This is a genomic window from Haliscomenobacter sp., from assembly GCF_041740695.1.
Taxonomy (GTDB): Bacteria; Bacteroidota; Bacteroidia; order Chitinophagales; family Saprospiraceae; genus Haliscomenobacter.
Genome location: NZ_JBGSLK010000059.1, coordinates 15,982 through 37,345, shown reverse-complemented (window position 1 = coordinate 37,345; position 21,364 = coordinate 15,982). Strand labels below are relative to the sequence as shown.

The 21,364-nt window shown below is 48.1% G+C and carries 21 protein-coding genes and 1 pseudogene; 14 read left to right on the top strand and 8 right to left on the bottom strand.

Annotated elements, in window-relative coordinates; all coding sequences use genetic code 11:
* The first annotated feature begins 37 nt into the window (after positions 1 to 37).
* Positions 38 to 652, top strand: coding sequence for a DUF1684 domain-containing protein (locus ACEW9O_RS13150; protein ID WP_373550628.1), 615 nt, complete (start codon positions 38 to 40; stop codon positions 650 to 652).
* Here the strand turns inward: ACEW9O_RS13150 and ACEW9O_RS13145 are convergent, their stop codons facing one another.
* Complete coding sequence (locus ACEW9O_RS13145) at positions 653 to 1,168, bottom strand: DinB family protein (RefSeq protein ID WP_373550627.1); 516 nt, start codon at positions 1,166 to 1,168, stop codon at positions 653 to 655.
* A 149-nt stretch (positions 1,169 to 1,317) separates the two neighbouring features.
* Positions 1,318 to 3,525, bottom strand: coding sequence for a DUF5916 domain-containing protein (locus ACEW9O_RS13140; RefSeq protein WP_373550626.1), 2,208 nt, complete (start codon positions 3,523 to 3,525; stop codon positions 1,318 to 1,320).
* Positions 3,526 to 3,710: 185 nt separating this feature from the next.
* Between ACEW9O_RS13140 and ACEW9O_RS13135 the strand changes: the two genes are divergently transcribed.
* The 6 genes from ACEW9O_RS13135 (at position 3,711) to ACEW9O_RS13110 (ending at position 8,052) form a co-directional block, all read left to right on the top strand.
* Entirely contained in the window at positions 3,711 to 4,040 is a 330-nt protein-coding gene (locus ACEW9O_RS13135) for a tRNA-binding protein (protein ID WP_373550625.1), read from the top strand.
* A 159-nt stretch (positions 4,041 to 4,199) separates the two neighbouring features.
* The gene (gene ggt, locus ACEW9O_RS13130; RefSeq protein WP_373550624.1) at positions 4,200 to 5,921 is read left to right on the top strand and encodes a gamma-glutamyltransferase; all 1,722 of its coding nucleotides are present in this window, start codon (positions 4,200 to 4,202) and stop codon (positions 5,919 to 5,921) included.
* A 42-nt stretch (positions 5,922 to 5,963) separates the two neighbouring features.
* The gene (locus ACEW9O_RS13125; protein WP_373550623.1) at positions 5,964 to 6,509 is read left to right on the top strand and encodes an RNA polymerase sigma factor; all 546 of its coding nucleotides are present in this window, start codon (positions 5,964 to 5,966) and stop codon (positions 6,507 to 6,509) included.
* A 3-nt stretch (positions 6,510 to 6,512) separates the two neighbouring features.
* Entirely contained in the window at positions 6,513 to 6,845 is a 333-nt protein-coding gene (locus ACEW9O_RS13120) for a hypothetical protein (protein WP_373550622.1), read from the top strand.
* Between the two features lie 338 nt (positions 6,846 to 7,183).
* On the top strand, positions 7,184 to 7,489 hold the full coding sequence (locus tag ACEW9O_RS13115) for a hypothetical protein (protein WP_373550621.1): 306 nt from the start codon (positions 7,184 to 7,186) through the stop codon (positions 7,487 to 7,489).
* Between the two features lie 125 nt (positions 7,490 to 7,614).
* The gene (locus tag ACEW9O_RS13110) at positions 7,615 to 8,052 is read left to right on the top strand and encodes an Hsp20/alpha crystallin family protein (RefSeq protein WP_373550620.1); all 438 of its coding nucleotides are present in this window, start codon (positions 7,615 to 7,617) and stop codon (positions 8,050 to 8,052) included.
* A 126-nt stretch (positions 8,053 to 8,178) separates the two neighbouring features.
* On the opposite strand, the gene ACEW9O_RS13105 is transcribed toward ACEW9O_RS13110, so the two are convergent.
* Positions 8,179 to 9,246: a mandelate racemase/muconate lactonizing enzyme family protein gene (locus ACEW9O_RS13105; protein WP_373550619.1), complete on the bottom strand. Its 1,068-nt coding sequence runs from the start codon at positions 9,244 to 9,246 to the stop codon at positions 8,179 to 8,181.
* Positions 9,247 to 9,457: 211 nt separating this feature from the next.
* Here ACEW9O_RS13105 and ACEW9O_RS13100 point away from each other — a divergent pair.
* Positions 9,458 to 10,126 (top strand): annotated as a pseudogene (locus ACEW9O_RS13100) (prolyl oligopeptidase family serine peptidase); the annotation flags it as partial.
* 158 nt (positions 10,127 to 10,284) lie between these two features.
* On the opposite strand, the gene ACEW9O_RS13095 reads toward ACEW9O_RS13100, so the two are convergent.
* Entirely contained in the window at positions 10,285 to 10,863 is a 579-nt protein-coding gene (locus tag ACEW9O_RS13095; protein ID WP_373550618.1) for a DUF2911 domain-containing protein, read from the bottom strand.
* Positions 10,864 to 11,106: 243 nt separating this feature from the next.
* On the bottom strand, positions 11,107 to 11,538 hold the full coding sequence (locus ACEW9O_RS13090; RefSeq protein WP_373550617.1) for a hypothetical protein: 432 nt from the start codon (positions 11,536 to 11,538) through the stop codon (positions 11,107 to 11,109).
* 156 nt (positions 11,539 to 11,694) lie between these two features.
* Here ACEW9O_RS13090 and ACEW9O_RS13085 point away from each other — a divergent pair, with 156 nt between their 5' ends.
* On the top strand, positions 11,695 to 12,612 hold the full coding sequence (locus tag ACEW9O_RS13085) for a winged helix-turn-helix domain-containing protein (protein WP_373550616.1): 918 nt from the start codon (positions 11,695 to 11,697) through the stop codon (positions 12,610 to 12,612).
* Here the strand turns inward: ACEW9O_RS13085 and ACEW9O_RS13080 are convergent.
* Together ACEW9O_RS13080 and ACEW9O_RS13075 are read right to left on the bottom strand one after the other, a co-directional pair.
* Entirely contained in the window at positions 12,587 to 14,044 is a 1,458-nt protein-coding gene (locus ACEW9O_RS13080; protein WP_373550615.1) for a hypothetical protein, read from the bottom strand. The two genes, ACEW9O_RS13085 and ACEW9O_RS13080, sit on opposite strands and share 26 nt — an antisense overlap.
* Positions 14,045 to 14,076: 32 nt before the next feature.
* Positions 14,077 to 14,553 carry a DUF1648 domain-containing protein gene (locus ACEW9O_RS13075; protein ID WP_373550614.1) on the bottom strand — a complete coding sequence of 159 codons (477 nt, stop codon included), beginning with the start codon at positions 14,551 to 14,553 and terminating at the stop codon, positions 14,077 to 14,079.
* Between the two features lie 77 nt (positions 14,554 to 14,630).
* Between ACEW9O_RS13075 and ACEW9O_RS13070 the strand changes: the two genes are divergently transcribed.
* Positions 14,631 to 15,926 carry an acetylxylan esterase gene (locus ACEW9O_RS13070; protein ID WP_373550613.1) on the top strand — a complete coding sequence of 432 codons (1,296 nt, stop codon included), beginning with the start codon at positions 14,631 to 14,633 and terminating at the stop codon, positions 15,924 to 15,926.
* Between the two features lie 136 nt (positions 15,927 to 16,062).
* On the opposite strand, the gene ACEW9O_RS13065 is transcribed toward ACEW9O_RS13070, so the two are convergent.
* A complete protein-coding gene (locus tag ACEW9O_RS13065; protein WP_373550612.1) occupies positions 16,063 to 16,545 on the bottom strand; it encodes a DUF962 domain-containing protein in 483 nt (160 codons plus the stop codon).
* Between the two features lie 502 nt (positions 16,546 to 17,047).
* Here ACEW9O_RS13065 and ACEW9O_RS13060 point away from each other — a divergent pair.
* The 4 genes from ACEW9O_RS13060 (at position 17,048) to ACEW9O_RS13045 (ending at position 21,316) form a co-directional block, all read left to right on the top strand.
* Positions 17,048 to 17,938 (top strand): prephenate dehydratase, encoded by an 891-nt coding sequence (locus ACEW9O_RS13060; protein ID WP_373550611.1) that lies wholly within the window; start codon positions 17,048 to 17,050, stop codon positions 17,936 to 17,938.
* Between the two features lie 72 nt (positions 17,939 to 18,010).
* Complete coding sequence (locus tag ACEW9O_RS13055; protein WP_373550610.1) at positions 18,011 to 19,204, top strand: pyridoxal phosphate-dependent aminotransferase; 1,194 nt, start codon at positions 18,011 to 18,013, stop codon at positions 19,202 to 19,204.
* A 37-nt stretch (positions 19,205 to 19,241) separates the two neighbouring features.
* Positions 19,242 to 20,213 (top strand): prephenate dehydrogenase, encoded by a 972-nt coding sequence (locus ACEW9O_RS13050; RefSeq protein WP_373550609.1) that lies wholly within the window; start codon positions 19,242 to 19,244, stop codon positions 20,211 to 20,213.
* 17 nt (positions 20,214 to 20,230) lie between these two features.
* Positions 20,231 to 21,316 (top strand): chorismate mutase, encoded by a 1,086-nt coding sequence (locus tag ACEW9O_RS13045; protein ID WP_373550634.1) that lies wholly within the window; start codon positions 20,231 to 20,233, stop codon positions 21,314 to 21,316.
* Positions 21,317 to 21,364: the final 48 nt, after the last annotated feature.

Below are 21,364 nucleotides of genomic sequence, written 5' to 3'. Positions count from 1 at the left end.
ACCCTGGTTTCAGGGCGTAGTTGCTAAATGAAAAGAGATGAAAAAAATAATCATTGTACTCTTGTGTAACATTGTCGGGCTACAATTGATGAGCCAATCAGACCCGATGTATGTCAAAACTATTGCGCAGCACCGCAAAGCCTATCTAGCTGCTTTTAAAACCAATCCAACTTCCCCTTTGAGTAAAAAGGCGCTTAAAAGTGTACGATTCTTCCCAGTCGACGAACGCTACTTTGTGCCTTGCCAGTTCAGCCTAACACCCGATGCCGAGCCATTTGAACTACCAACCTATAGTGGTGTCACCCGTCCCTATGTCCGATACGGGATCGCCAAATTCAAATTGGATGGCGTGGAACACCAGCTCAGCATTTACCGCAGCTTGAGCAATACCCTGCCCCAGTACCGGGATTACCTCTTTGTGCCCTTCAAAGACCTCAGCAATGGGGAGAGCACTTACGGCGGGGGCCGCTACCTTGACTTGCGGATCAAAGACATCGTCGACAACGAATTGATGCTCGATTTCAACAAGGCTTACAATCCGTATTGCGCCTATAGCGACGGCTACGCCTGCCCCATTCCACCTGATGAAAACCATCTTCAGGTGAGTATTTTGGTGGGGGAAAAGCAGTTTTTAGGCGAGAAGAAGCAGTAGTTAAGCTGCCTTTACACTCAGCGTAGCCAAATGATGCCGGGTGTGGTAAACGGTGAAATACACCATCTCCCGCGCCGTCATTTTGCCCAACAATGGGTGTTTCCAAACCATCCATTGGTCGACCTTGGCTTCGTCCCAATATTTCAACGCCAGCAAAGTATTTTGCGCCGCTCTGGCAAAACTGGCCTTCAATTCTTCCCCCTGGTAGGTTTTCCCGGCCTTATCTGCAATAGCTTGACCAATGGTGGGGTTCAACAGCAACTTGGCTTTGTACTCATCAACAATTGCGTCATAGCCACGCGAAGCGTGATCGCTGGGTAAAAGCCGTTCATCGGGGCTCGCCAGCACCAATGCAGTACCATTGGTGGACATGATCAGGTGTACCATTTCTTCGCCAAAAGACCATTTTTCGCTGGGTTTAAAGTTGATTTTTTCATCGTCTACCTGGGTAAACAGGGCTTCTACTGCCGAAAAAGCTTCGGCTAAGGCTTGGCTTGCAGAGTCGAGATTGCTCATCGATTTTAGGTTTTGTACAAAAATACACTTTTTATTGAACGATTGTTCAAATTTTTCTGATTTTCATCCTAAAAATCGACTAAACCATTACAGTAGCTTGACTGTCAACGCCACTGCAGTAGCCTCAACCTCCTAAACCTTCCTAAACGTTACAGATTCAACCAATAAGTACATTTAAGCACCAAAGCCCGGTTTTTATTGACGTAAGTCTCGGAATAATAGTTGTCGGTATACACCAGGAAAATATCGGATACTGGCCGAAAACGCCACTGCAACCGAGAGTTGATGTTGACGTTGTTGATCTGGTTGTTGCATTGAATGAAGGTAGTCCAAAAGAGGCTCCGGGAAAAAGAAAGGTCAATCTTGGGGCCAATTAAAATATAATTAGCGTCGGCATAAGGTTGGGGCAAACGAATGCGATTGTAACTAAAACTAAGGCCAAAAATCCCAAAAGGTTGCCGCCGATAATTCAGGGTGCCCTCTACATTGATTCGAGAACCGTTGAAGTACTGGCCTATTCGCCCCGCAATATCTGCGTAAATAGGTTGCCGAGCATCCGTAACCAAGTGATACCGCAGCAGGTTGTACGCATAACCCGTACCCGCCGGGAGTTTGAGTCCACCGGAATTGGTAGGGTCAAAAGCATCAAACAAAAAGACGAACTCCCGACGAAGGCGCAAATCCAGAATGGTGGAATTGCGAAAACGCAAGTTGTACATCAGGTTTAAATCCCAATCGGTAGTGCCATAGGTATCATTGCCCAACACGTCAAAGTCTATGCCGGGGCCATGACTTTGCAAACTTCCTTTTTTGGGATAAAACTTCCAGTTGAAATTCCCTGCAGCCCGGCGGTAATCGGTGCGCCGCGCAAAGCCCGCCTCCGGATTAAAATTGGCCCCCACATCCTGTACCGTCAAATCAAAATCCCAATTGACCACCGTATAAGACAAGGTAGCTGCCGATACGCTGTTTTTGCCTGCTTTTGATCCAGGATCAAAACTTTGATGATGAAAAAACTTGCCCGTCCAGCGGTTGTCTTTGGAAGCCAGATTGTAATCTACACCCACGACCCGATTGTAATCGTAGGGTGCCTGTTCCAACAGCTTATCCCGAATGGCTTGTTTGTTAATGGCAATAAAGCCAATATTGGATCTTGAAAAAACCTTGCGTTGCAGCACGCCAACCGTGTAGTTGGTAGAAGGTTGAGCAATCTCGTAATCGCGAGCAGATTGCATGCTTAGGAGCCCCATACGCCAGTTCTTATCCAGCTTTCCACTCAGGCGGGCACCCAGATAAATGGGATTTTGCACATTGAGCCCAGTAGCTGTATCTCTCGCAATGCCGATGCGGCGAGAAAAAAACGGGCGCAAATTATCACTTCCAAAGCCCGCAAAGAGGTCAGCATTTTCTAGGAAAAATTGCCGCCTTTCCGGAAAAAAAATTTCAAACCGATCCAGGTTGGCCACCTGCTGGTCCACTTCTACTTGTGAAAAATCGGGATTGATGGTCAAATCCAGATTCAAGGCCGGGCCTACTGCAATTTTAGCATCACCACCCGTACTAAATCCACTTTGAAAATTGCGAACATCAACCCGATTTTCAGTATAATTGGCCAGGGTATAGGGAATGATCGAAACGTTGGCCCCTGGCTTTTTCAAAGCTTGATCGAAAGCCATCACGCCATGATAAGCCAGATTGATAATGGGATATTGCCGGGGCACCTTGGGCCAGCTCGATCGTTCGGGGCCATCACTGCTGATTCGGTAAAATTTGGCATTCCAAAACCGACTGTTCTCCTTGTAACGCAGGGTTTTGAAGGGAATGGCCATCTCGGCAATCCAGTAACCTTTGTATTGTTTGGCCGCAGCAAACCATTTGTTATCCCAGGCTTGATCCAAATCTGAGGAGCCATTCGCCCCATTGACGAGCAAACCCTCGCGCTGCACGCCAAAGGGATTGACCCCAAATTGGAAAGCGTTGGTTTCATCCTGAAAGGGATCGATGGTAAAAGTAACCGCGTCGTTGGCTTCGCCCCGGAAATCACGGCGAAGCGAAGGGGTAACGTAAGCACCCATCACATCTGGAAGCCGATTTTTGGCAATGGCTACATAATAGATGAAGTTATCGTCGTACAACAAACGCACCTCGGTTGGATTCCCGGCCAGGGAAGTATCCATCGGAAAATACTGCCAAAAATCAGTTGCTACGGCTGCGTTGGCCCATGCTTCATCCAGTACGCCATCTATTTTGATGGGGTTGGGGATTTTGTTTACCTGAATGGTATCGTGTTGCGCTTGTGCAACGGCGGGCAATCCCAAACAAAGCGTGGTGATGACTAGGGAAATGACAAATTTCATGGTGTGTTTACGTTTGGGTTCTGCAAGGCAAATAAAATGATATTTGTCGGGAACTTTTCATTGGAGTCGCCAAATGGAGGGGATTGTGGATAGAAAGCGGATGAGGGTGGATGAGTGAAAAAAATAACCTGATTCTAAAATCAATTCTCTATTTTCATCCGATTCAAAACCAAATTAGACAAGAAATGCTCACTTGGGAAGAATTTGAAAAAGTAGAAATGCGCGTCGGAACCATTCTTGAAGTCCGGGATTTTGAAAAAGCCCTCAATCCAGCGTATCAACTCACGATCGATTTTGGAGAACTGGGCATCAAACGCAGTTCGGCCCAAATCACCGTGTTGTACCAAAAGGAAGGTCTGATCGGCAAACAAGTCATCGCGGTGGTCAATTTTCCGGTCAAACAAATCGCCAATTTCTTTTCGGAGTGTTTGGTACTGGGTTTGGTCGGTGCGGATAAAACCATTACTTTGTTGCAACCAGAGCGGGCAGTGCCTAACGGTTTGCGCGTTGCTTGATTTTTTTTTCACCACCTTAGGAACCTTAGGCACTTAAGACACACTTTAGATGTAACTTCTCCTGAGGTGTATCTTAAGTGCCTAAAGTTTCTAAGGTGGTGAAAACCCCAGCAGCGGAGCTGCAATACCCCTATTTTCGACTCATTCAACCCTTCATCCATGCGCCTCAACCATTACCTCTTTGCCCTCTTATTCCTAACCCTGGTCGCCTGCAAACAAAAACCAGCATTCAGCGGCTATTCCATCCAAAAATCCACCCTGGCCGATAGTGCCATCGTCAGCACTGCTCACCCTCTAGCTTCCGAAGTAGGACTTGCCGTGCTCAAAGATGGTGGCAACGCCATCGATGCCGCCGTGGCAGTACACCTGGCCTTGGCGGTAGTCTACCCAGCCGCAGGCAACATCGGTGGAGGAGGCTTTTTGGTCTACCGCAGCGGGGATGGGAAGGAGGTAACCACCCTGGATTTTCGGGAAAAAGCCCCCGCCAAAGCCCACCGCGACATGTACCTCGACGCCGAAGGCAATGTCGTCAACGGCAAAAGTATCGAAGGACATCTGGCCGCTGGGGTGCCCGGCAGTGTGGAAGGTTGTTGGCAAATGTTTCAAAAGTATTCCAAACTCAAGGATTGGAAGCGACTGGTCCAGCCAGCGATGGATCTGGCAGCAAAAGGCTTTCACATCACCGAAGCCGAGGCCGCTGGGCTCAATGAATATCGGAAAGGCTTCCTCCTCAACAACACCAAGGCTTGCGCTTTTGTCAAAGCAGACAGCGCCCAAACCTGGAAAGTGGGCGACCTGTTGATCCAAACCGAACTGGCCGAAACCCTTCAACGCATCCGCGACCAGGGACGAAATGGTTTTTACGGAGGCAAAACTGCCGATTTGGTCGCAGCGGAAATGCAGCGCGGCGGCGGCTGGATCACGGCTCAGGATATGGCCGATTACCATGCCGTTTGGCGTAAACCCATGTTGGGTAAATACCGGGGTTATGACTTGATTTCTATGCCTCCACCCTCCAGCGGCGGGATTGCGCTGTTTCAGCTCTTGGGCATGGTTGAGCCTTATGATTTTGGTAAAATGGGGTTCCATTCACCTGAGCACATCCACCTCTTTACCGAAGCAGAACGTCGCGTGTACGCCGATCGGGCCAAACACCTGGGGGATGCAGATTTTTACAGTGTTCCGATTCCCAATTTGTTGGATAGCCAATACATCCAACAGCGTTTCGCCAATTTTGATCCCCAAAAAGCGACACCCAGCAAGGCCATCGAGGGCGGAGAATTTACGGGGAAAGAAAGCAAACAAACCACGCATTACAGCATCGTGGATATGGAGGGTAATGCTGTTGCCATCACCACGACCCTCAACGGCGGCTACGGCGCCCTGACTGTAGTTGGTAGTGCTGGCTTTTTGCTCAACAACGAAATGGACGACTTCAGCGCCAAACCCGGTGTACCCAACCTCTACGGTGCCATCGGTGGCGATGCCAACGCCATTGTGCCCGGCAAACGGCCCTTGAGCAGCATGACCCCCACCATTGTCACCAAAGATGGTCAACTCTGTATGGTGGTAGGCACTCCCGGCGGTACAACCATCATCACCTCAGTGTTTCAAGTCATCACCAATGTCATCGACTTCAAGATGAACATGACCGACGCGACCCACGCCAAACGTTTCCATAGCCAATGGTCGCCCGACGAGTTGTACCTGGAAAAGGGTGCGGCTAACGACGCAACCCGTAAAAAGCTACAGGCGATGGGGCATAAAATCGTGGAATGGTCAGGCATTGGATTGGTGGAGTCGATCTTGCTGCGCAAGGATGGAAAGCTGGAAGGTGTGGCGGACAATCGAGCGGATGATGATACAGTGCTGGGGTATTGAGCCTTTTACTATTTTTATTACATTTATCCTCAAATTCGATTTGTGAGCGAAAAAACCACCATCCTCTCCACCATCCGCAACTACGGGAGCCGCTTATTCCGCTTCATCCGTGGGCGCGTACGTACAGAGGAAGAAGCCGAGGACATCCTCCAGGATGTGTGGGTGCAGCTCAGTCGCCTCGGCAATTTGGACGAAATTGAAAGCCTTAGCGGGTGGCTCCACCAGGTGGCGCGCAACCGCATCACCGATACCTATCGCCAAAAGGGCACCGAATCCCTGGACGACTTGAGTTACGAAGACGAAGAGGGCAACCTCAACGTCAAAGAAATCCTCCTCTCGGACAGCCATTCGCCCGAAGACGAGTTTTTTAAAGAAGTCTTCTGGCAAACCCTCATGAGTGCCCTCGACGAACTACCCGAAAACCAACGCCAGGTTTTTGTGTGGAATGAACTGGAAGACCTGACCTTGCAAGAAATTGCCGACAAAACCCAGGAAAATTTAAAAACCATCATCTCGCGCAAGCGCTACGCGGTGCAACACCTGCGCCAACGCCTCCAAGCCTTGTACGATGAACTCAATAACGATTAAGCCATGAAACCATACTGGAAAAGAAAAATAGGGTTCTTCATCCTCGCCTTCCCGCTATTCTTTATGCTGATGGGTTATGTAGTGATGCTGTTGTGGAATTACACCCTGGCCGAGTTTACTCCACTCCAGCGCATCAATTTTTGGCAAGCCGTAGGCCTCCTGCTCCTCTGCCGCATTCTCTTCGGCGGTTTTCGCTTCAATGGCCCTGGAGGTCGCGGCGGAGGCCCCAACCACCCCAAAGCCCAACACTGGCGTGAAAAATGGATGGGCATGAACGACGAAGAACGCGAGCGCTTCAAATCGGAATGGAAAAAACGCTGCCAGCCCCCGAGATAGGGTGCAGCCCTATGTGGCTGCCCCATGCCCAAGAGATCGCCAACCCACGGATTTATCCGTGGGAGGCCACCAAGATAGGGTGGGTGTGTGAAGTGTGATCGTGTGGGTGTGATGGCCTTCCATTCCCTCAGAAGTTTCCGCCAACCCACGGATTTATCCGTGGGAGGCCACCCCACCGCACCAACCCACGAATTTATTCGTGGGTAAAAAGCCTGGTATCCAGCGACTTAAAAATATCTTCAAAAAAATCCCACATTTTTTAAAGTAATTTCCCCGCCTCCCCGTCTACCCAAATGTGACGAGAAATCACCGATTGTTAAATCTCAAAACATAAAGAAATGAAAGTGCTATTTTTTGCACCAGCCCTGCTACTGTTCATGGGTTTGTGGCTGGTACCCTTTTTCCTGTTCAAAGCTTTTTTGATGTTTTTCATCTTTGGGGCCATCTTTAAATTCATGATGCGGCGCAAGTGGCGTCGACATTTTTGGGGCCACCATGTCCCCGCTTTTGCCGACCGCATCCGCGGCATGAGCGATGAAGAATACGAGGCATTCCGCCACAAATTCAGCCGGGGATGTGGAGCCAGAAAGGTAGAAATCCAGGACGACAACCGGCCCTTGTACAACGACCGGGATTTGGTGTAAAATCCGCATTGCGGGCACCCACGTAGGGGTGCCCCTACGTGGGTACCCCCACAAATACCATTTCATTCCATATCAATTATTCATTGAGGGCGGCCAGGGTGGTCGCCCATTCAAAACCATTCATTATGCATTGGCAACACGCAATGGCCAAGTGGGCAAACTGTGCCCCAAAACATCAACATCATGGTCGTCATCAGGGCCGCCACCAGCACGGTGGAGGCATGCACCGTCGGCCTAAGTACAACATTCCAGCCAACGTAGCGGAAACGGATACGTACTACGAAATTCACCTCTACGCCCTCGGCTACGACAAGGCCAACATTAGCATTACGGTAGTCGACGACGTGCTGTATGTAAGTGGTACCCGCGAAATTCCCGAGGATTATCGGCCGAATTTTATCCGTCAGGAGTTTCCGATCAAGTCTTTTGAGAAGGTCTTCCACTTGAATGAAGAGATCGAGACGGAAGGGATTGTAGCGAAGCAGGAGGAAGGTGTACTGATCATTACGCTACCCAAGAAGTTGGAGGCGCAACGGGTGGAGCGGAATGTGGATATCGTGTAGGGAAAGCCCTTTGTGGCTTTCCTCTATCGAGGGAACACATTTGTGGTTTTACTCACGAATTGAAACACATTCGCAGGCGACCTAACGGTCTCGATTGTATCTGTGGGCGCCCACCTAGGGGCGCCCCTACAATAATTCCAAACCCAATCCCGCCTTATCACTCGGCCACATATACCCATCCTCTAACACAAATCCCCCTTTCACCACATCCTGCGCCAAATCAAAACTACCATCCAGATCGATGTACTTTGTATGCGGCTGCGCAAAGGCCACGTGCAGCGCAGCCGTAATGCTCACAATGCTCTCATCGTTGCAACCCCACATCAGGTCAATGCCAGCCGATTGAGCCACATTGGCAATTTCCTGGGCCGCTTGAATGCCCCCACATTTCATCAATTTGATGTTGAAAATCCCGCAGGTACGATCGGGCGTGAGCAATTGCAGCGCAGAAGGCAGTTGCAACAAACTCTCGTCGGCAGCAATCTGGTCGCGCATATCCGCAGGCAGGCCGCCGAGCAAGTGCATGTCACTCACTTTGACAGGTTGTTCGACCAGTTCGATGTGCAGTGACTCCGTCAAAGCATCAAACAACAATAAATCTTTATAGGAATAGCCCTGATTGGGGTCGACCCGAATGCCGATGAGGTAGCCAAAGCGCTCGCGCAGTTTGACGAGGCGTTCGATGTCCAATTGCAGGTTTTGCCCCAGTTTGACTTTTAAGATCTTAAATCCAGCTTCTACAAATTCCTGTGCATCGGCCAGGGTACCTTCCACATCCTTGATGCCAATGGTCACCGAAGTGGGCAATTTTTCGATCCTCCGGCCCAAAAAATCCACCACTGACATTCCGATTGATTGGCAAAAAGCATCGTGCAAGGCCATGTCAAATGCGGCCAGGGCAGCCGGGTATTTCCCAAAAGTTTCCCGAAACCATTTGATGTACACCTGAAACAACTCGATGGGTTTGCCTTCCAACATTTTGATGGGTTCCGAGTGCAAAACAGCCATGGTATGTTCCAGGGTTTCACCCGTCACATAATCCATCGGGCATGCTGCGCCAATGCCTCGGATGCCGTTTTCCAGCTCAATCAAGAGGAATGCATTTTCAACCTCGGTAGTCGTGTGGTATGCTATGGTATAGGGTCGGGAGAGTGCCAGATTTTGCCGCCAGACCTCGATGGATTTGATGTTCATGTTACAAGGTTTTCTCTATAGAATTCGGATGATCCACAAAATAGAAAGATTCTTGTTTTTTTTCCAAAAAAGAAAACATTGATCGGCATTACAAGACCTCACTCCCGCACCCAAAGAAAAAGCCAGTTTTTTTGGCTGGAGCCTCGACAAAAAAACGATGTATTACACCTCGAACTAACGCGACGAACGTTTTTTTGACCTCTCCAATGCCAGCAAAGAATTTCAATCCCTCGAAGCCTACAACCTCGCTGACGGCAAACGTAAGGAAGTTTTTGCCACCAACTGGGACGTGATGTACTCCTATGATTCCGAAAATGAAAAATACCGCGTCGTTGCTGTAAATGCAGATGGCAAAAATGAACTAAAAGTCATCGACATCAAGAGTGGGAAAGAAGTGGAGTTGCCTGAAATCCCCGATGGCGACGTCGCTTCGGTCAGCATCTCCCCTAGTGAAAGTAAAATGCGACTGACCGTAGGAACCTCCAAAGCTCCTTCCAATCTTTACGTCTATGATTTCAAAACCAAGGAGTTAAAAAAATTGACCGAAACCTTGAACAAAGAAATCAACCCTGAGGATTTGGTGGCAGTAGAGGTTGTGCGCTACAAATCCTATGATGGCGTCGACATTCCTGCCATTTATTACAAACCACAACAAGCTTCGGCGCAAAACAAAGTTCCAGCACTGGTTTGGGTACATGGTGGACCCGGCGGGCAGTCACGGGTAGGTTATAACCCATTGATCCAATATCTGGTCAACAATGGCTATGCCGTGCTCGCCGTCAATAACCGCGGCAGCAGTGGTTACGGCCAAAAGTTCTACCAAATGGACGACTTGAATCACGGAGAAAAAGACCTGCAATTTTGTCATGCACTCAATTGATTTCGGAATACCACTTTGTCCCAAAACTAAAGCGACATATTAGCACAAAGCACACAAAGTTAGACGTTGACGGTCCTTTGTGCACTTTGTGCTGCCTTTGTGTCCTTTGTGCTTAAAAATGTCGCTTTGGTTTGAATTAGAAACGACTAAGTGTTCCGTCACTTCCATTCAACAGGTACCTCTACCATCGTTTTATCCCATGCTATCCGCATGGTTGCCGCTTTTGCATCTGCTTTTTCAAAAGCGACTGCCAAGTTTTCCACCACATCGGCGGTGCTTTTAACCGGCACTTTGACCCTCAATACGTCCAGGCTTTCCTTGTAGCTATACGCACCCCAATGGTCTAATTCTCCATTCAGCACAATCGTCCACTCCTCCTGATCGGGAATTGCAAACAAGGCATAAGTGCCAGCTTTAACTGGCTTACCACCTAAGGTAACATCCTGATAAAACTTGATCTCGGTGGCTTCATTGGCACCCAATCGCCACACTTTGCCAAAGGGAATCAGTTTCCCAAAAACCTCCCGCTCTTTTTTAGCTGGACGGCTGTAAATGACCCGCACGACGGCTGCTACATCGGCACCACCAATTTTATCCGGCGCAAATTTGCGGTCATGGGCAAAATCATGGGGGTAATAACTGACGTCCAGCGGGCTTTTGTCCAAGCCGGGGAATTTTTGAGCGCTGAGCTGAAGGGTGGAACACAGCAGGAAGCAAAGGAAGATGAATGGTTTCATGTTTTTTTTGACGAAGTTAAGGGCTTTGAGCACAGTTCAATGTCGCTGAGGAAACGATTTCGGATTTTGATGCAGCTCTGTTTCTCAAAACCAAAGCGACATTCTTTTTCACAAAGGATAAAAAAGAGAACTCAAAGGACACAAAGTTAGGCGTTGACGGTCTTTGTGTCCTCTGTGTACCTTTGTGTTTTCTTTGTGAAAAAGAATGTCGCTTTGGTTTTTAAATATTGCGTTACTCGGAAATTACTTCACCAATACCTCATTGTGCTGCAAGGCCAATTCACGATCCAGGGTGATGAATACAATATGATCCCCTTTTCTACATTGGCTCAATACCTTGCTTACCTCTATTTCCGTATACGTTTGATCCGAAAATAAAGTCATGGTTTTGGTATTAAAATCCTTAATAGCGATTTTGAAAGGGCGCTTGCCTTGCGGAATCACCACACCTTTGTCTTGCAGACTGACCGGTTGAATCGTAAAGATGCCTTTAGCATCTATGGCCAATTCACATTTCCCCGTAGGGGTGTATTCGTTGACCACCATTTTATCGTTCAGCAATACGGCGGTGCAATTGGTAAAATCGTTTTGCCCTACCCATATAGAATCGTTTTGCCCTACCAACACAGTGGCACTAAAAAAAGAGCAAAACAGCAAGATTTGAAAAATGCGCATAGTTTTTTGATTTTAAAGTTGTGACGATTGAGGAATTATCTTCCAATGCCACAAACCTAAGGGCAGGGAGTGTAAAGGGGGTAAAAGCGGGGTAAAACAATGTAAATGAAATGTAAAACCTGTTTTTGGAAGCTCAAAAGACCTTAATTTTGTAGCATGAACACAGAAAAAATCAAAAGGTGGGGATTGCCGCTGAGTCTGGTGGTGCTGGCGGTGTTTATCCTTTCGGCAGTTTGGTGGCCGGATAATAAAGGCGATACACCTCCATTGGAGTCTACTCGGGTCAATTTAGCCCTGCGCGAAACAGGAGACCGACTGCTGGATTTGGCTGGTGACAGCACTTCAACCATTGCTCCAGTGCGCAGAAAAGATGCCCATACCTGGTTACTGCGTTTGGAGCACCCCTTCAACTACGATAGTTTGCCGCAAATTTTACGCCGAGCCTTGTTGCGCCAAAGCATTCGGATGGATTACAACGTTGCAGTGCTGCGCTGCAAGGACAATGAATTGATACTGGGCTATTCCGCCAGCGATTTGGAACTAGACGGCGAGGTACCATGTGGTGGCCGCGACCTCGCAGCCGATTGTCTGAACATCGAATTGAGTTTTTTGGATAAAGTGATCCCCCAGCCCAATCCCTGGAAAACCAGTTTTTTACTATTGAGTGGTTTTCTTTTTCTTGCCGCTTTGGGAACGGTGTTGTACCGTAGAAAAACGCATCCAATCCCAGAAGAGGCCCAATTGGAAGAAAACGACCCTAAGCAACTCCGCTTTGGTCAAAGTAGCTTTGACTTTGCCAATCAAACCCTGTGGGTAAATGGCCAGCTGAAAAACCTGACCTTCCGCGAAGCCAAACTCCTCAACTATTTGATCCAAAATGCCAACCAGGTACTAGACCGCGAACGCATCCTCGAAGCGATTTGGCAAGATGAAGGCATGCTGGTCGGGCGTAGCTTGGACGTATTCATTTCCCGTTTGCGCAAGTTGTTGCAAGAGGATGAAAACATTAAAATTGTGAGTGTACACGGCGTTGGGTATCGTTTTGAAATTACTCCTTTTGACGCCTCCAAATAATTCTTCCTCCCACTGTTTCAACTACCCAAGAAGGAACGTCAATTGCAGTTGGGCGGTTAGTAATGCTTTCTATCGTTTGGTCTGCTTTCAAATTAAACGCGACTGGGAGTTTATCTTCGTAGAGGTAAGGCTGTAAAGTGCCAATTTCTTTCATAAGATAGTGTTCCGTTTGGTAAATGACCGGTACTTCTTCGATGACTTGCTTCCATTTTGAAAGGTCAGCACCAACTTGTACCCAAATGATCTTTTGCCGATTTATTGTATTGAGCACACTATCCTGTAAGCGACCTAGAAATTGGATGCTTGTTTTTTCCTGAAATTGCCGGAAAGCGGCTACACTTTCTGCTTTGTTGGCATCCCAGAACACCACCAAAGTGCGCTGGTCTGAGCTCGGATTCATTTCAACAGCTTGTCCGCTTGCAGTTTGCCAGGCCATTGCTGGAAGCTTTTTCATTTTTAGGAGAATCACCTTTTTCCGATATGCCAACTCCATTTCTTGATGGAGGGTGGGATAATCTTTAACCTGTTTAATTCGCTCCAAAGCCGTAGCTGCCAGTGGCAATTTTTCCAGTTTGGTGCAAAACTGGATTTCCGCGACCCACTCTTCTATTTCAAAATACTGTTTCAGTTTAGGCAATTCAGCCAAACGTTCTTGCCAGTGCCTACGAAACACATCCTGATAGCCCGGCGGATAGGCGATCTCGGCGTTGCGCTCATTTGCCGACCAGTCTACCCCCATTATTTGTTGCACTTCCAAGGTAAACAAGCGATGCAAGGCATTGATGTAAGCCTCGGCGTGAACTTCATCTACCAAAGGTAAATTGCGAATTTGTCTTTCCACCCGATCCTTTAAAGTTCCTTCCCAAGCTTCTTTTTGCATGAATTCCAAAACCCTAATTTTATCCTCCAAAAACTGAGCTTGAGCCTTTGCAGTATAAAGGGATACAAAGCCCTCGTCAACTTGCTCTGCTTGGTAGGTTTTTAAATTTTGACGCTGTTTTTGGAAGAGCGTGTCAATCAACGCGGAGTATTCTTGGGGGTTTTCCTGTGTTTCAATCGGGATAAAAGGCCGATTCAGGCTGAACAATAAATTGTTTTCACGGCCTGCCGTCCCACCAAAGCTAACGTTGCGCCCATTGATCATTTCTATCAATAAGCTATCTCCCGGACGGATGTACAGCTCAACGTTTTCACGTTGCGTAAATCGAATGATGCTCGGTTTATCCACCTTTAGTTCCAGATGAAAAAGACCTTGGGCATCGCTGGTATCGGCCACTTTGCCCCATTCATCAATCAAGATTACCTGATTGGAAATGAATGCTACGGAAAAAGGAACATCGCGCTGATATGGGAACTTACCTACGATTACGGTGCGCTGAGCCTGCACCAAACCAATGGGCAGCAAAAACAGGAGGAAGAGTTTTTTTAACATGACGGGATGATTTAATCAACAAGTATTCAATTTCATTTTTTAGCCTTCCCTACAAAAAACCACAGCATGGTCAAAGCCATTAACCCCAAAAATCCAATCAAAATTCGGTTATCCAATTGGTTTTGCCAGCCCAGGCCGACTCCAATCGTGCCCCACAATATATAGGCAAACAAGACACTGATCAAGAAGCGCAAAATGTGTACAAAACGAGTTCCCTTTGCATAGAGCTGCTCTCGGTTTTCATCTGTCACTTTTACTGGCAGGTTCATACTTTGCGGATACATGGCCACAACTGTCGTCATCACAAATATACCCACCCCCAACAGAGGTAAAAACAAGATACTCGATTTGGCCCCATAAGCATCGGGTTTACCCTGAAAGTTATAATGCGTAGGCAAACGTTCGGGCAAATCCGGCCAGTATTGCACAACAAGGTAAACCTGTAAGCACATCAACAGAAGTGCCATTATCCCAATAGTATAATCAAATGCCGTTTTTTGACCAAACATGACTTTCGGGTTTTAACAGTAATGCTTTTAATCAAATGTAAAAGAAATTGACTTCTTTTACAAAAACATCTACAATCATGAAGCAGTTCTTTTTTTCCTTTCTCTTCTTCAGTCTGCTGCTGAGCAGCATCAGCTTGCAGGCCCAGCCCGTCGAAAGGCTCATCAAAGTGATCGTGGGTACTGACCACGACAACTGGACATACCGCACTGGCGAAAACGTCAATTTCAGCGTATCGATCTTCCGCAATGGCAACTTGGTCAAGGATGCAAAAATCCGTTACGAAATTGGCCCGGAAAAAATGCCCGCCACCAAACAAGAAACCATTACGCTCAAAACGGGCATGACCACCATTGCTGGCGGCAGCATGAGTACACCTGGCTTTTTGCGCTGCATTGTCACTACCTTGGTGGATGGCAAAGAATACCGAGGCCTGGCCACGGCGGGTATTGATCCTGACAAAATCCAGCCTGCTGTTGAATTGCCAAGCGATTTTAATAGCTTTTGGGAGAGTGCCAAGGCCGAGCTGGCCAAAATGCCCCTCGATGCCAAAATGACTTTGCTCCCCGAGCGTTGCACCGAAAAAGTCAACGTGTACCATGTCAACATTCAAAACTTTAGATTTGGTGCCCGGGTGTATGGTATCCTTTGTATACCAAAAGCCGAAGGGAAATATCCCGCATTGCTACGGGTACCCGGTGCTGGCGCTCGTCCTTACGGTGGTGATGTGCGTACCGCCGAAAGAGGCGTAATCACCCTGGAAATTGGCATTCATGGCGTACCTGTCACCATGGAAACCAGCGTGTACAACGACATGATGGGCAGCAACCTCAGTGGCTACTGGGCCTATAATCTGGATGACCGCGATCGTTATTACTACAAGCGAGTTTACCTGGGTTGTGTACGTGCCAATGATTTTTTGGTGAGTTTGCCCCAGTACGACGGCAGTAATTTGGCGGTTACGGGTGGTAGCCAAGGTGGGGCTTTATCCATTGTTACCGCAGCGCTCGATCCACGGGTGAAATGGTCCGCACCAATTTATCCAGCCTTAGCGGATATGGTAGGTTATTTGAAAAATCGCGCGGGAGGCTGGCCACATGTTTTTGACAAAAACAATCCACAAAACAACACTGAGGCCAAAATCAAAACGGCAGCGTATTACGATGTGGTGAATTTTGCCAAACAGCTCAAAGTCCCCACCTTCTATTCAATGGGCTTCAACGACGAAACTTGTCCCCCCACTTCTATGTGGGCCGTCTACAATTCCATCACTGCACCCAAAGAACTCAAGTTGTTCCAGGAAACTGGGCACTGGACTTTCCCGGAGGAGAATGAATTGGTGGCGAATTGGTTGATGGGGAAACTAGGGAAATAAGTGAAAAGTGAAAAGTGAAAAGTGATGAGTGATGAGTGAAAAGTGAAAAGTGAAAAGTGAAAAGTGAAAAAAACATACCCAACGGTGAAATCCAAATGGTGTACCTGCTTTTCACTATTCACTTTTCGCTTTTCACTTAATATTTAATTCCCGCCTTCTTGTACAAAAAGTGCAACAACCACGCTGGCCCAACCATCAAAAACTGAATGTCTTTGAAAAAAGAGGGCTTCTTGCCTTCAATTTTGTGGCCGATAAACTGGCCAATCCAGGCCACCACAAAGATGATCAAGGCGGTTTGCCAAAGCGGCATGTTCACGTTTTGTTGCAGCCAAACGTTGCCGATGATGCAAAAAGAAGCAAACAAGAACATGCCAATCGCAATGGTAAGTGAGTGGCGGAAATAGTAAATCAGGTTGACGAAGAGAAAAATCGTCGCCCAGTTGAAATAAGGTGCCCATTGTGCTGGTAACCAAGCACTCAGGTAAGCAGAGGGAATAGCAGTCAACAATCCCATCAAGCTAAAAACAATGGCTGGAATACAAATCCAGTGAAAAGCTTTATTGATTTTGTTCTGATGGCTTTCGCCATATTCGCTCAGCAAAGAGTCAATTGCGCGCATACGATCCTAATTTTATACGGTTAGTCGCGAAATTAACAAATTAAAATCCGATTTTTTCGCAAAAGACGGCAATTATCGACCAGTAATCGTTCAAAAATCAGTCCTAATCGTTTATTTCCAGCTTCCTTTCTTCTGAAATCGTAAAAAAATTAAAAAAATTGATCTTTAGGGGTTGCGTTTCCAAATAGAATTCTCTAGGTTTGTGAAGCATTTAAAAAACGGCATCATCATGCGCTCGAACAACAGCTTTTATTTTTTCAGCTTTTACTTTTATGGTCAATCATAAGGGACTGCTGAATTTTGTTGTTCAACAACTGAAGATCAAACAAAGAGTCCCGCAAAACGGGACTTTTTTTTTGCCCATACACCAGCTCCAACCAAATTATCCAGCCACCACCAACCCATGGCTTTAGCCGTGGGAGGCACAAACACATAACCAGCCCATGACTTTAGTCGTGGGAAACCAAGCCATGGATATTTATCTGTGGGTAAAAAAAGGCACATGCAAACGCTACTTGCAGAATCAGAAAAAGAAGCCGACCAAGAGGCGGCAAACCTAAGAGTGGGCATCCAGGGGTTCCCGGGTGCCTTCCACGAAATTGCCGCACGTTTGTGCTTCGAAAGCCGTCCCATCGACATCGTTCCCTGTTTGACCTTTGAAGAGCTGGTTGAAAAACTGGAAGCAGGCGAAGAAATGGACGCAGCCCTGATGGCCATTGAGAACTCTCTGGCAGGTAGCTTAATGAGCAACTACAAACTCCTGGATCAAGCCAATCTTTTAGCCGTTGGGGAAGTTTACCTGCGGGTCAAACAAAATCTGATGGTGCTACCTGGCGTCAAAATTGAAGACCTGACCGAGGTCCACTCCCACCCTGTTGCCATCGAGCAATGTTTGGAGTTTTTCCGTCAATACCCCCATATTCAATTGATCCGTACCGAAGACACCGCACTTTCCGCACGCAACATTCGTGAAAAAGGCCTGACGAATGTTGGTGCAATTGCTAGCAGCTTGGCCGCCGATTTGTATGAAATGGAAATTCTGGCGGAAAGCATCGAAACCAACAAGAAAAATTATACCCGTTTTCTCGTGCTACAACGCGCAGATCAAGCGATAACCGACCCTGATGCCGATAAAGTTTCCATCAGTTTTGCGGTCAGCCACACCGTAGGAAGTTTGCATAAGGTACTGGCCATCCTTTCTGCGTACAACTTCAACATGTCCAAAATCCAGTCGGCGCCCATCATTGGTCACCCCTGGGAATACCGCTTGTTCATCGATTATGTAGCCGAAGGGCATGTAAGTGTAGATCAGGCTTATGAAGCGCTACGTCCGGTTACGCACAACCTGAAGTTGTTGGGCGCTTACAAACAAGGGACATTATTCGAATTTTAGCCCACAAACCCTGGAACTTTGGAACCCCGAACCCTGGAACTTGGAACTATGGAACCTCCGAACTTTTAAAACATGACACCAATAATTTCGACGGCAAGTAGAATGGGCAATGTAGAAGAATATTACTTCTCGCTTAAGCTCAAACAAATCGCACAAATGCGGGCTGAGGGCAAAAACGTGCTCAACCTGGGCATTGGTAGCCCTGATTTGCCTCCGAGTGAAGCTACCGTTGACGCTTTAATCGCTTCAGCCAAACGGCAGGATACCCACGCTTATCAAAGTTATCAGGGCATTCCAGAGTTGAGGCGTGCTTTTGCTGATTGGTATTGGGAGTATTTTGGCGTTCGGCTCAATCCTGATACGGAGATATTACCCCTGATTGGCTCCAAGGAAGGCATCATGCACATCTCGATGAGCTACTTGGAAGCGGGTGACGAGGTTTTGGTGCCCAATCCGGGATACCCCACGTACCGTTCGGTGAGTTTGTTGACGGGTGCTACGGTAAGGGATTACGATTTGGTGGAAGAAAAAAACTGGCAGGCTGATTTGGATGCTCTGGCTAAACAGGATTTGAGCAAGGTCAAAATCATGTGGGTCAATTATCCCAATATGCCTACGGGTGCCCAGGTTGACCCAGCTTATTTCAAAGAGCTGGTTGCTTTCGCCAAAGCCCACAAAATCTTGCTGGTCAACGACAATCCTTACACCTTTATCCTGAATGAAAACCCCATGAGTTTGTTGAATGTACCCGGCGCGATGGAGGTTGCCCTGGAACTCAACTCGCTCAGCAAGGCCCACAATATGGCGGGCTGGCGGGTCGGCATGCTGGCTGGTGCTGCTGAATACCTGGAACCCGTGGTGCGTTTCAAAAGCAACATGGACTCTGGCATGTTCAAACCGATTCAGGAAGCCGCAGTACAAGCCCTGCAAAACCCACCTTCCTGGTACACGGAACTCAACGATGTTTATCGTGCTCGGCGCAAGGAAGTTTTTGCACTACTCGACTTGCTGGAATGCAGCTACGATCCCCATCAAGTTGGGATGTTTGTTTGGGCCAAAATCCCCAACTACTACCCTGATGGCTACACCCTTTCCGATGCGATCCTGGAAGCCACCAATGTGTTCATCACACCCGGTGGAATCTTCGGCACCCAAGGCAATGGCTACATCCGAGTCTCCCTGTGCAGCGATGCTAAGGTATTCCAGGAAGCCCACACCCTCATCGCCAAGTACAAAGCCTTGCAGCCATTCCAGATTGCCAGCTAGAAGTTAACGCAGCCACCCCACGGATTTATCCGTAAGAATGAGTGTGAACGTGTGGGTGTGTTGGCCTTCCACCGTCCAAAATTTACGCCAACCCACGGATTTATCCGTGGGAGGCCACAAAACAAGATCAACCCATGGCTTTAGCCGTGGGATAAAGAAGCAGACAATGACCATCTCAATAATCGGCATCGGACTCATCGGCGGCTCACTCGCCATCTCCCTCAAGGAGAATGGCTTTGCACAGCGCATCATCGGTGTCGACATCAATCCGGACAACATCGACAAAGCCTACCGTCGCAGGCTCATCGACGAGGACATGCCCCTCGATGAAGCCATTGCCCAATCCGACATCATCATTGTAGCCACTCCAGTAGATTCCATGACCAAAGTCCTCCCCTTGGTGCTGGATAAAATTACTGACAAACAGGTGGTGATTGACGTAGGCTCGACCAAAGTTCCTATTTTGGAATCGGTTCAAGGCCACCCCATGCGGCGGCGTTTTGTGGCTACCCATCCGATGGCTGGTACGGAGTACTCCGGCCCTGAAGCGGCTGTTCCCAACCTTTTTGATCAAAAATACACGGTGCTGTGTGATACCGCCGACAGCGATCCCGACGCCGTGCAACTTGTTGAAGACCTTTACCATTCCATCCCCATGAGCATCACCCATTTCGACAGTGTAGAGCACGATATCCATACCGCCTACATTTCACACATTTCGCACATCAGCTCCTTCGCCTTGGCCTTGACCGTTTTGGCCAAAGAAAAGGACGCTGAGCGCATTTTTGAATTGGCCAGCACGGGATTTAGTTCCACGGTGCGTTTGGCCAAAAGTTCACCGGATACCTGGATTCCCATTTTCCGCCAAAACCGCGACAATGTGCTGGACGTCCTCGACGAGCACATCAGTCGGCTTTCGCAGTTTCGCAGCCTTTTGATCAAAAAGGATTTCGATACTTTTCACCAACTCATTACTGAAGCAAATCAAATTCGTAAAATCATCTCTTAAGTTCTTGTACCATGGCAATGACATTTCGTCCCGTTTTGGAACGCGCTGATAAAAGACCCATTCTGATTGCGGGGCCTTGTAGCGCAGAAACCGAAGAGCAAGTCCTACAAACTGCTCGTGAGCTGGCCAGCGATGGCATGATTGACCTGTTCCGCGCAGGGATTTGGAAACCACGTACCCGCCCGGGAGAGTTTGAAGGCGTAGGTGCACCTGGTCTGGCCTGGCTGAAAAAAGTCAAGGAAGAAACCGGCCTGAAAGTGACCACTGAGGTGGGCAACCGCGAGCACGTTTTTGAAGCACTCAAAGCCGGAATTGACGTGCTCTGGATTGGTGCCCGTACAACGGTTAACCCATTTACCGTTCAGGAAATCGCCGATGCCCTGAAGGGAACCGACATCCCGGTAATTGTAAAAAACCCGGTAAACCCCGACCTCAAATTGTGGATGGGTGGCATCGAGCGTTTTTACAATGCTGGAATCACCCGCTTGGCGGCGATCCACCGCGGTTTCTCTTTCCATGGCGAAACCACGTACCGCAACGTTCCCCACTGGCAGATCGCCATTGAATTGCGCCGCAATTTCCCGGACATCCAGATCATCTGTGACAATAGCCACATCTGTGGTCGCCGCGATACGTTGCAAGAGGTGGCTCAAAAGGCAATGGACCTGAACTTCGATGGCATCATGACCGAAGTACACCCTACGCCCGACCAGGCCTGGAGTGATGCTGCGCAGCAAATTACCCCCGCGCAGTACAAGGTCATGATCGAGTCCATGACTTTCCCACAGCCCAACTCCAACGACCCGATCTTTGTGCAGCACATGAACGACCTGCGCCACGAAATCGACGAGATCGACGAAAATATGATCAACTTGTTGGGCCGCCGGATGAAAATTGCCGAAAAAATCGGTGAATACAAGAAAGAAAACAACATCGCCGTACTACAAACCAGCCGCTGGAATGAAATCCTTGGAAAGGCAGTGAAGCAGGGTGGTAAAAAAGGTTTGAGTGAAGAATTCGTGACCGTGGTGTTGAAAGCCATCCACGACGAATCCATCAACCACCAAATCCGCATCATGCACGGTGAGGAGGCAGTGAAGTAATTGCATTGAGACCTTGGGAAAATAAGAGGGAGCTTCGGAAGAGGCTCC

Coding starts and splice junctions, on each gene's coding strand:
- ACEW9O_RS13120 (WP_373550622.1), top strand. CDS start 6,513: ATGAAACCATACTGGAAAAGAAAAATAGGGTTCTTCATCCTCGCCTTC.
- ACEW9O_RS13065 (WP_373550612.1), bottom strand. CDS start 16,545: ATGCGCGCAATTGACTCTTTGCTGAGCGAATATGGCGAAAGCCATCAG.
- ACEW9O_RS13075 (WP_373550614.1), bottom strand. CDS start 14,553: ATGTTTGGTCAAAAAACGGCATTTGATTATACTATTGGGATAATGGCA.
- ACEW9O_RS13105 (WP_373550619.1), bottom strand. CDS start 9,246: ATGAACATCAAATCCATCGAGGTCTGGCGGCAAAATCTGGCACTCTCC.
- ACEW9O_RS13070 (WP_373550613.1), top strand. CDS start 14,631: ATGAAGCAGTTCTTTTTTTCCTTTCTCTTCTTCAGTCTGCTGCTGAGC.
- ACEW9O_RS13080 (WP_373550615.1), bottom strand. CDS start 14,044: ATGTTAAAAAAACTCTTCCTCCTGTTTTTGCTGCCCATTGGTTTGGTG.
- ACEW9O_RS13115 (WP_373550621.1), top strand. CDS start 7,184: ATGAAAGTGCTATTTTTTGCACCAGCCCTGCTACTGTTCATGGGTTTG.
- ACEW9O_RS13145 (WP_373550627.1), bottom strand. CDS start 1,168: ATGAGCAATCTCGACTCTGCAAGCCAAGCCTTAGCCGAAGCTTTTTCG.
- ACEW9O_RS13095 (WP_373550618.1), bottom strand. CDS start 10,863: ATGAAACCATTCATCTTCCTTTGCTTCCTGCTGTGTTCCACCCTTCAG.
- ACEW9O_RS13110 (WP_373550620.1), top strand. CDS start 7,615: ATGCATTGGCAACACGCAATGGCCAAGTGGGCAAACTGTGCCCCAAAA.
- ACEW9O_RS13055 (WP_373550610.1), top strand. CDS start 18,011: ATGACACCAATAATTTCGACGGCAAGTAGAATGGGCAATGTAGAAGAA.
- ggt (WP_373550624.1), top strand. CDS start 4,200: ATGCGCCTCAACCATTACCTCTTTGCCCTCTTATTCCTAACCCTGGTC.
- ACEW9O_RS13045 (WP_373550634.1), top strand. CDS start 20,231: ATGACATTTCGTCCCGTTTTGGAACGCGCTGATAAAAGACCCATTCTG.
- ACEW9O_RS13085 (WP_373550616.1), top strand. CDS start 11,695: ATGAACACAGAAAAAATCAAAAGGTGGGGATTGCCGCTGAGTCTGGTG.
- ACEW9O_RS13140 (WP_373550626.1), bottom strand. CDS start 3,525: ATGAAATTTGTCATTTCCCTAGTCATCACCACGCTTTGTTTGGGATTG.
- ACEW9O_RS13050 (WP_373550609.1), top strand. CDS start 19,242: ATGAGTGTGAACGTGTGGGTGTGTTGGCCTTCCACCGTCCAAAATTTA.
- ACEW9O_RS13060 (WP_373550611.1), top strand. CDS start 17,048: ATGCAAACGCTACTTGCAGAATCAGAAAAAGAAGCCGACCAAGAGGCG.
- ACEW9O_RS13135 (WP_373550625.1), top strand. CDS start 3,711: ATGCTCACTTGGGAAGAATTTGAAAAAGTAGAAATGCGCGTCGGAACC.
- ACEW9O_RS13150 (WP_373550628.1), top strand. CDS start 38: ATGAAAAAAATAATCATTGTACTCTTGTGTAACATTGTCGGGCTACAA.
- ACEW9O_RS13090 (WP_373550617.1), bottom strand. CDS start 11,538: ATGCGCATTTTTCAAATCTTGCTGTTTTGCTCTTTTTTTAGTGCCACT.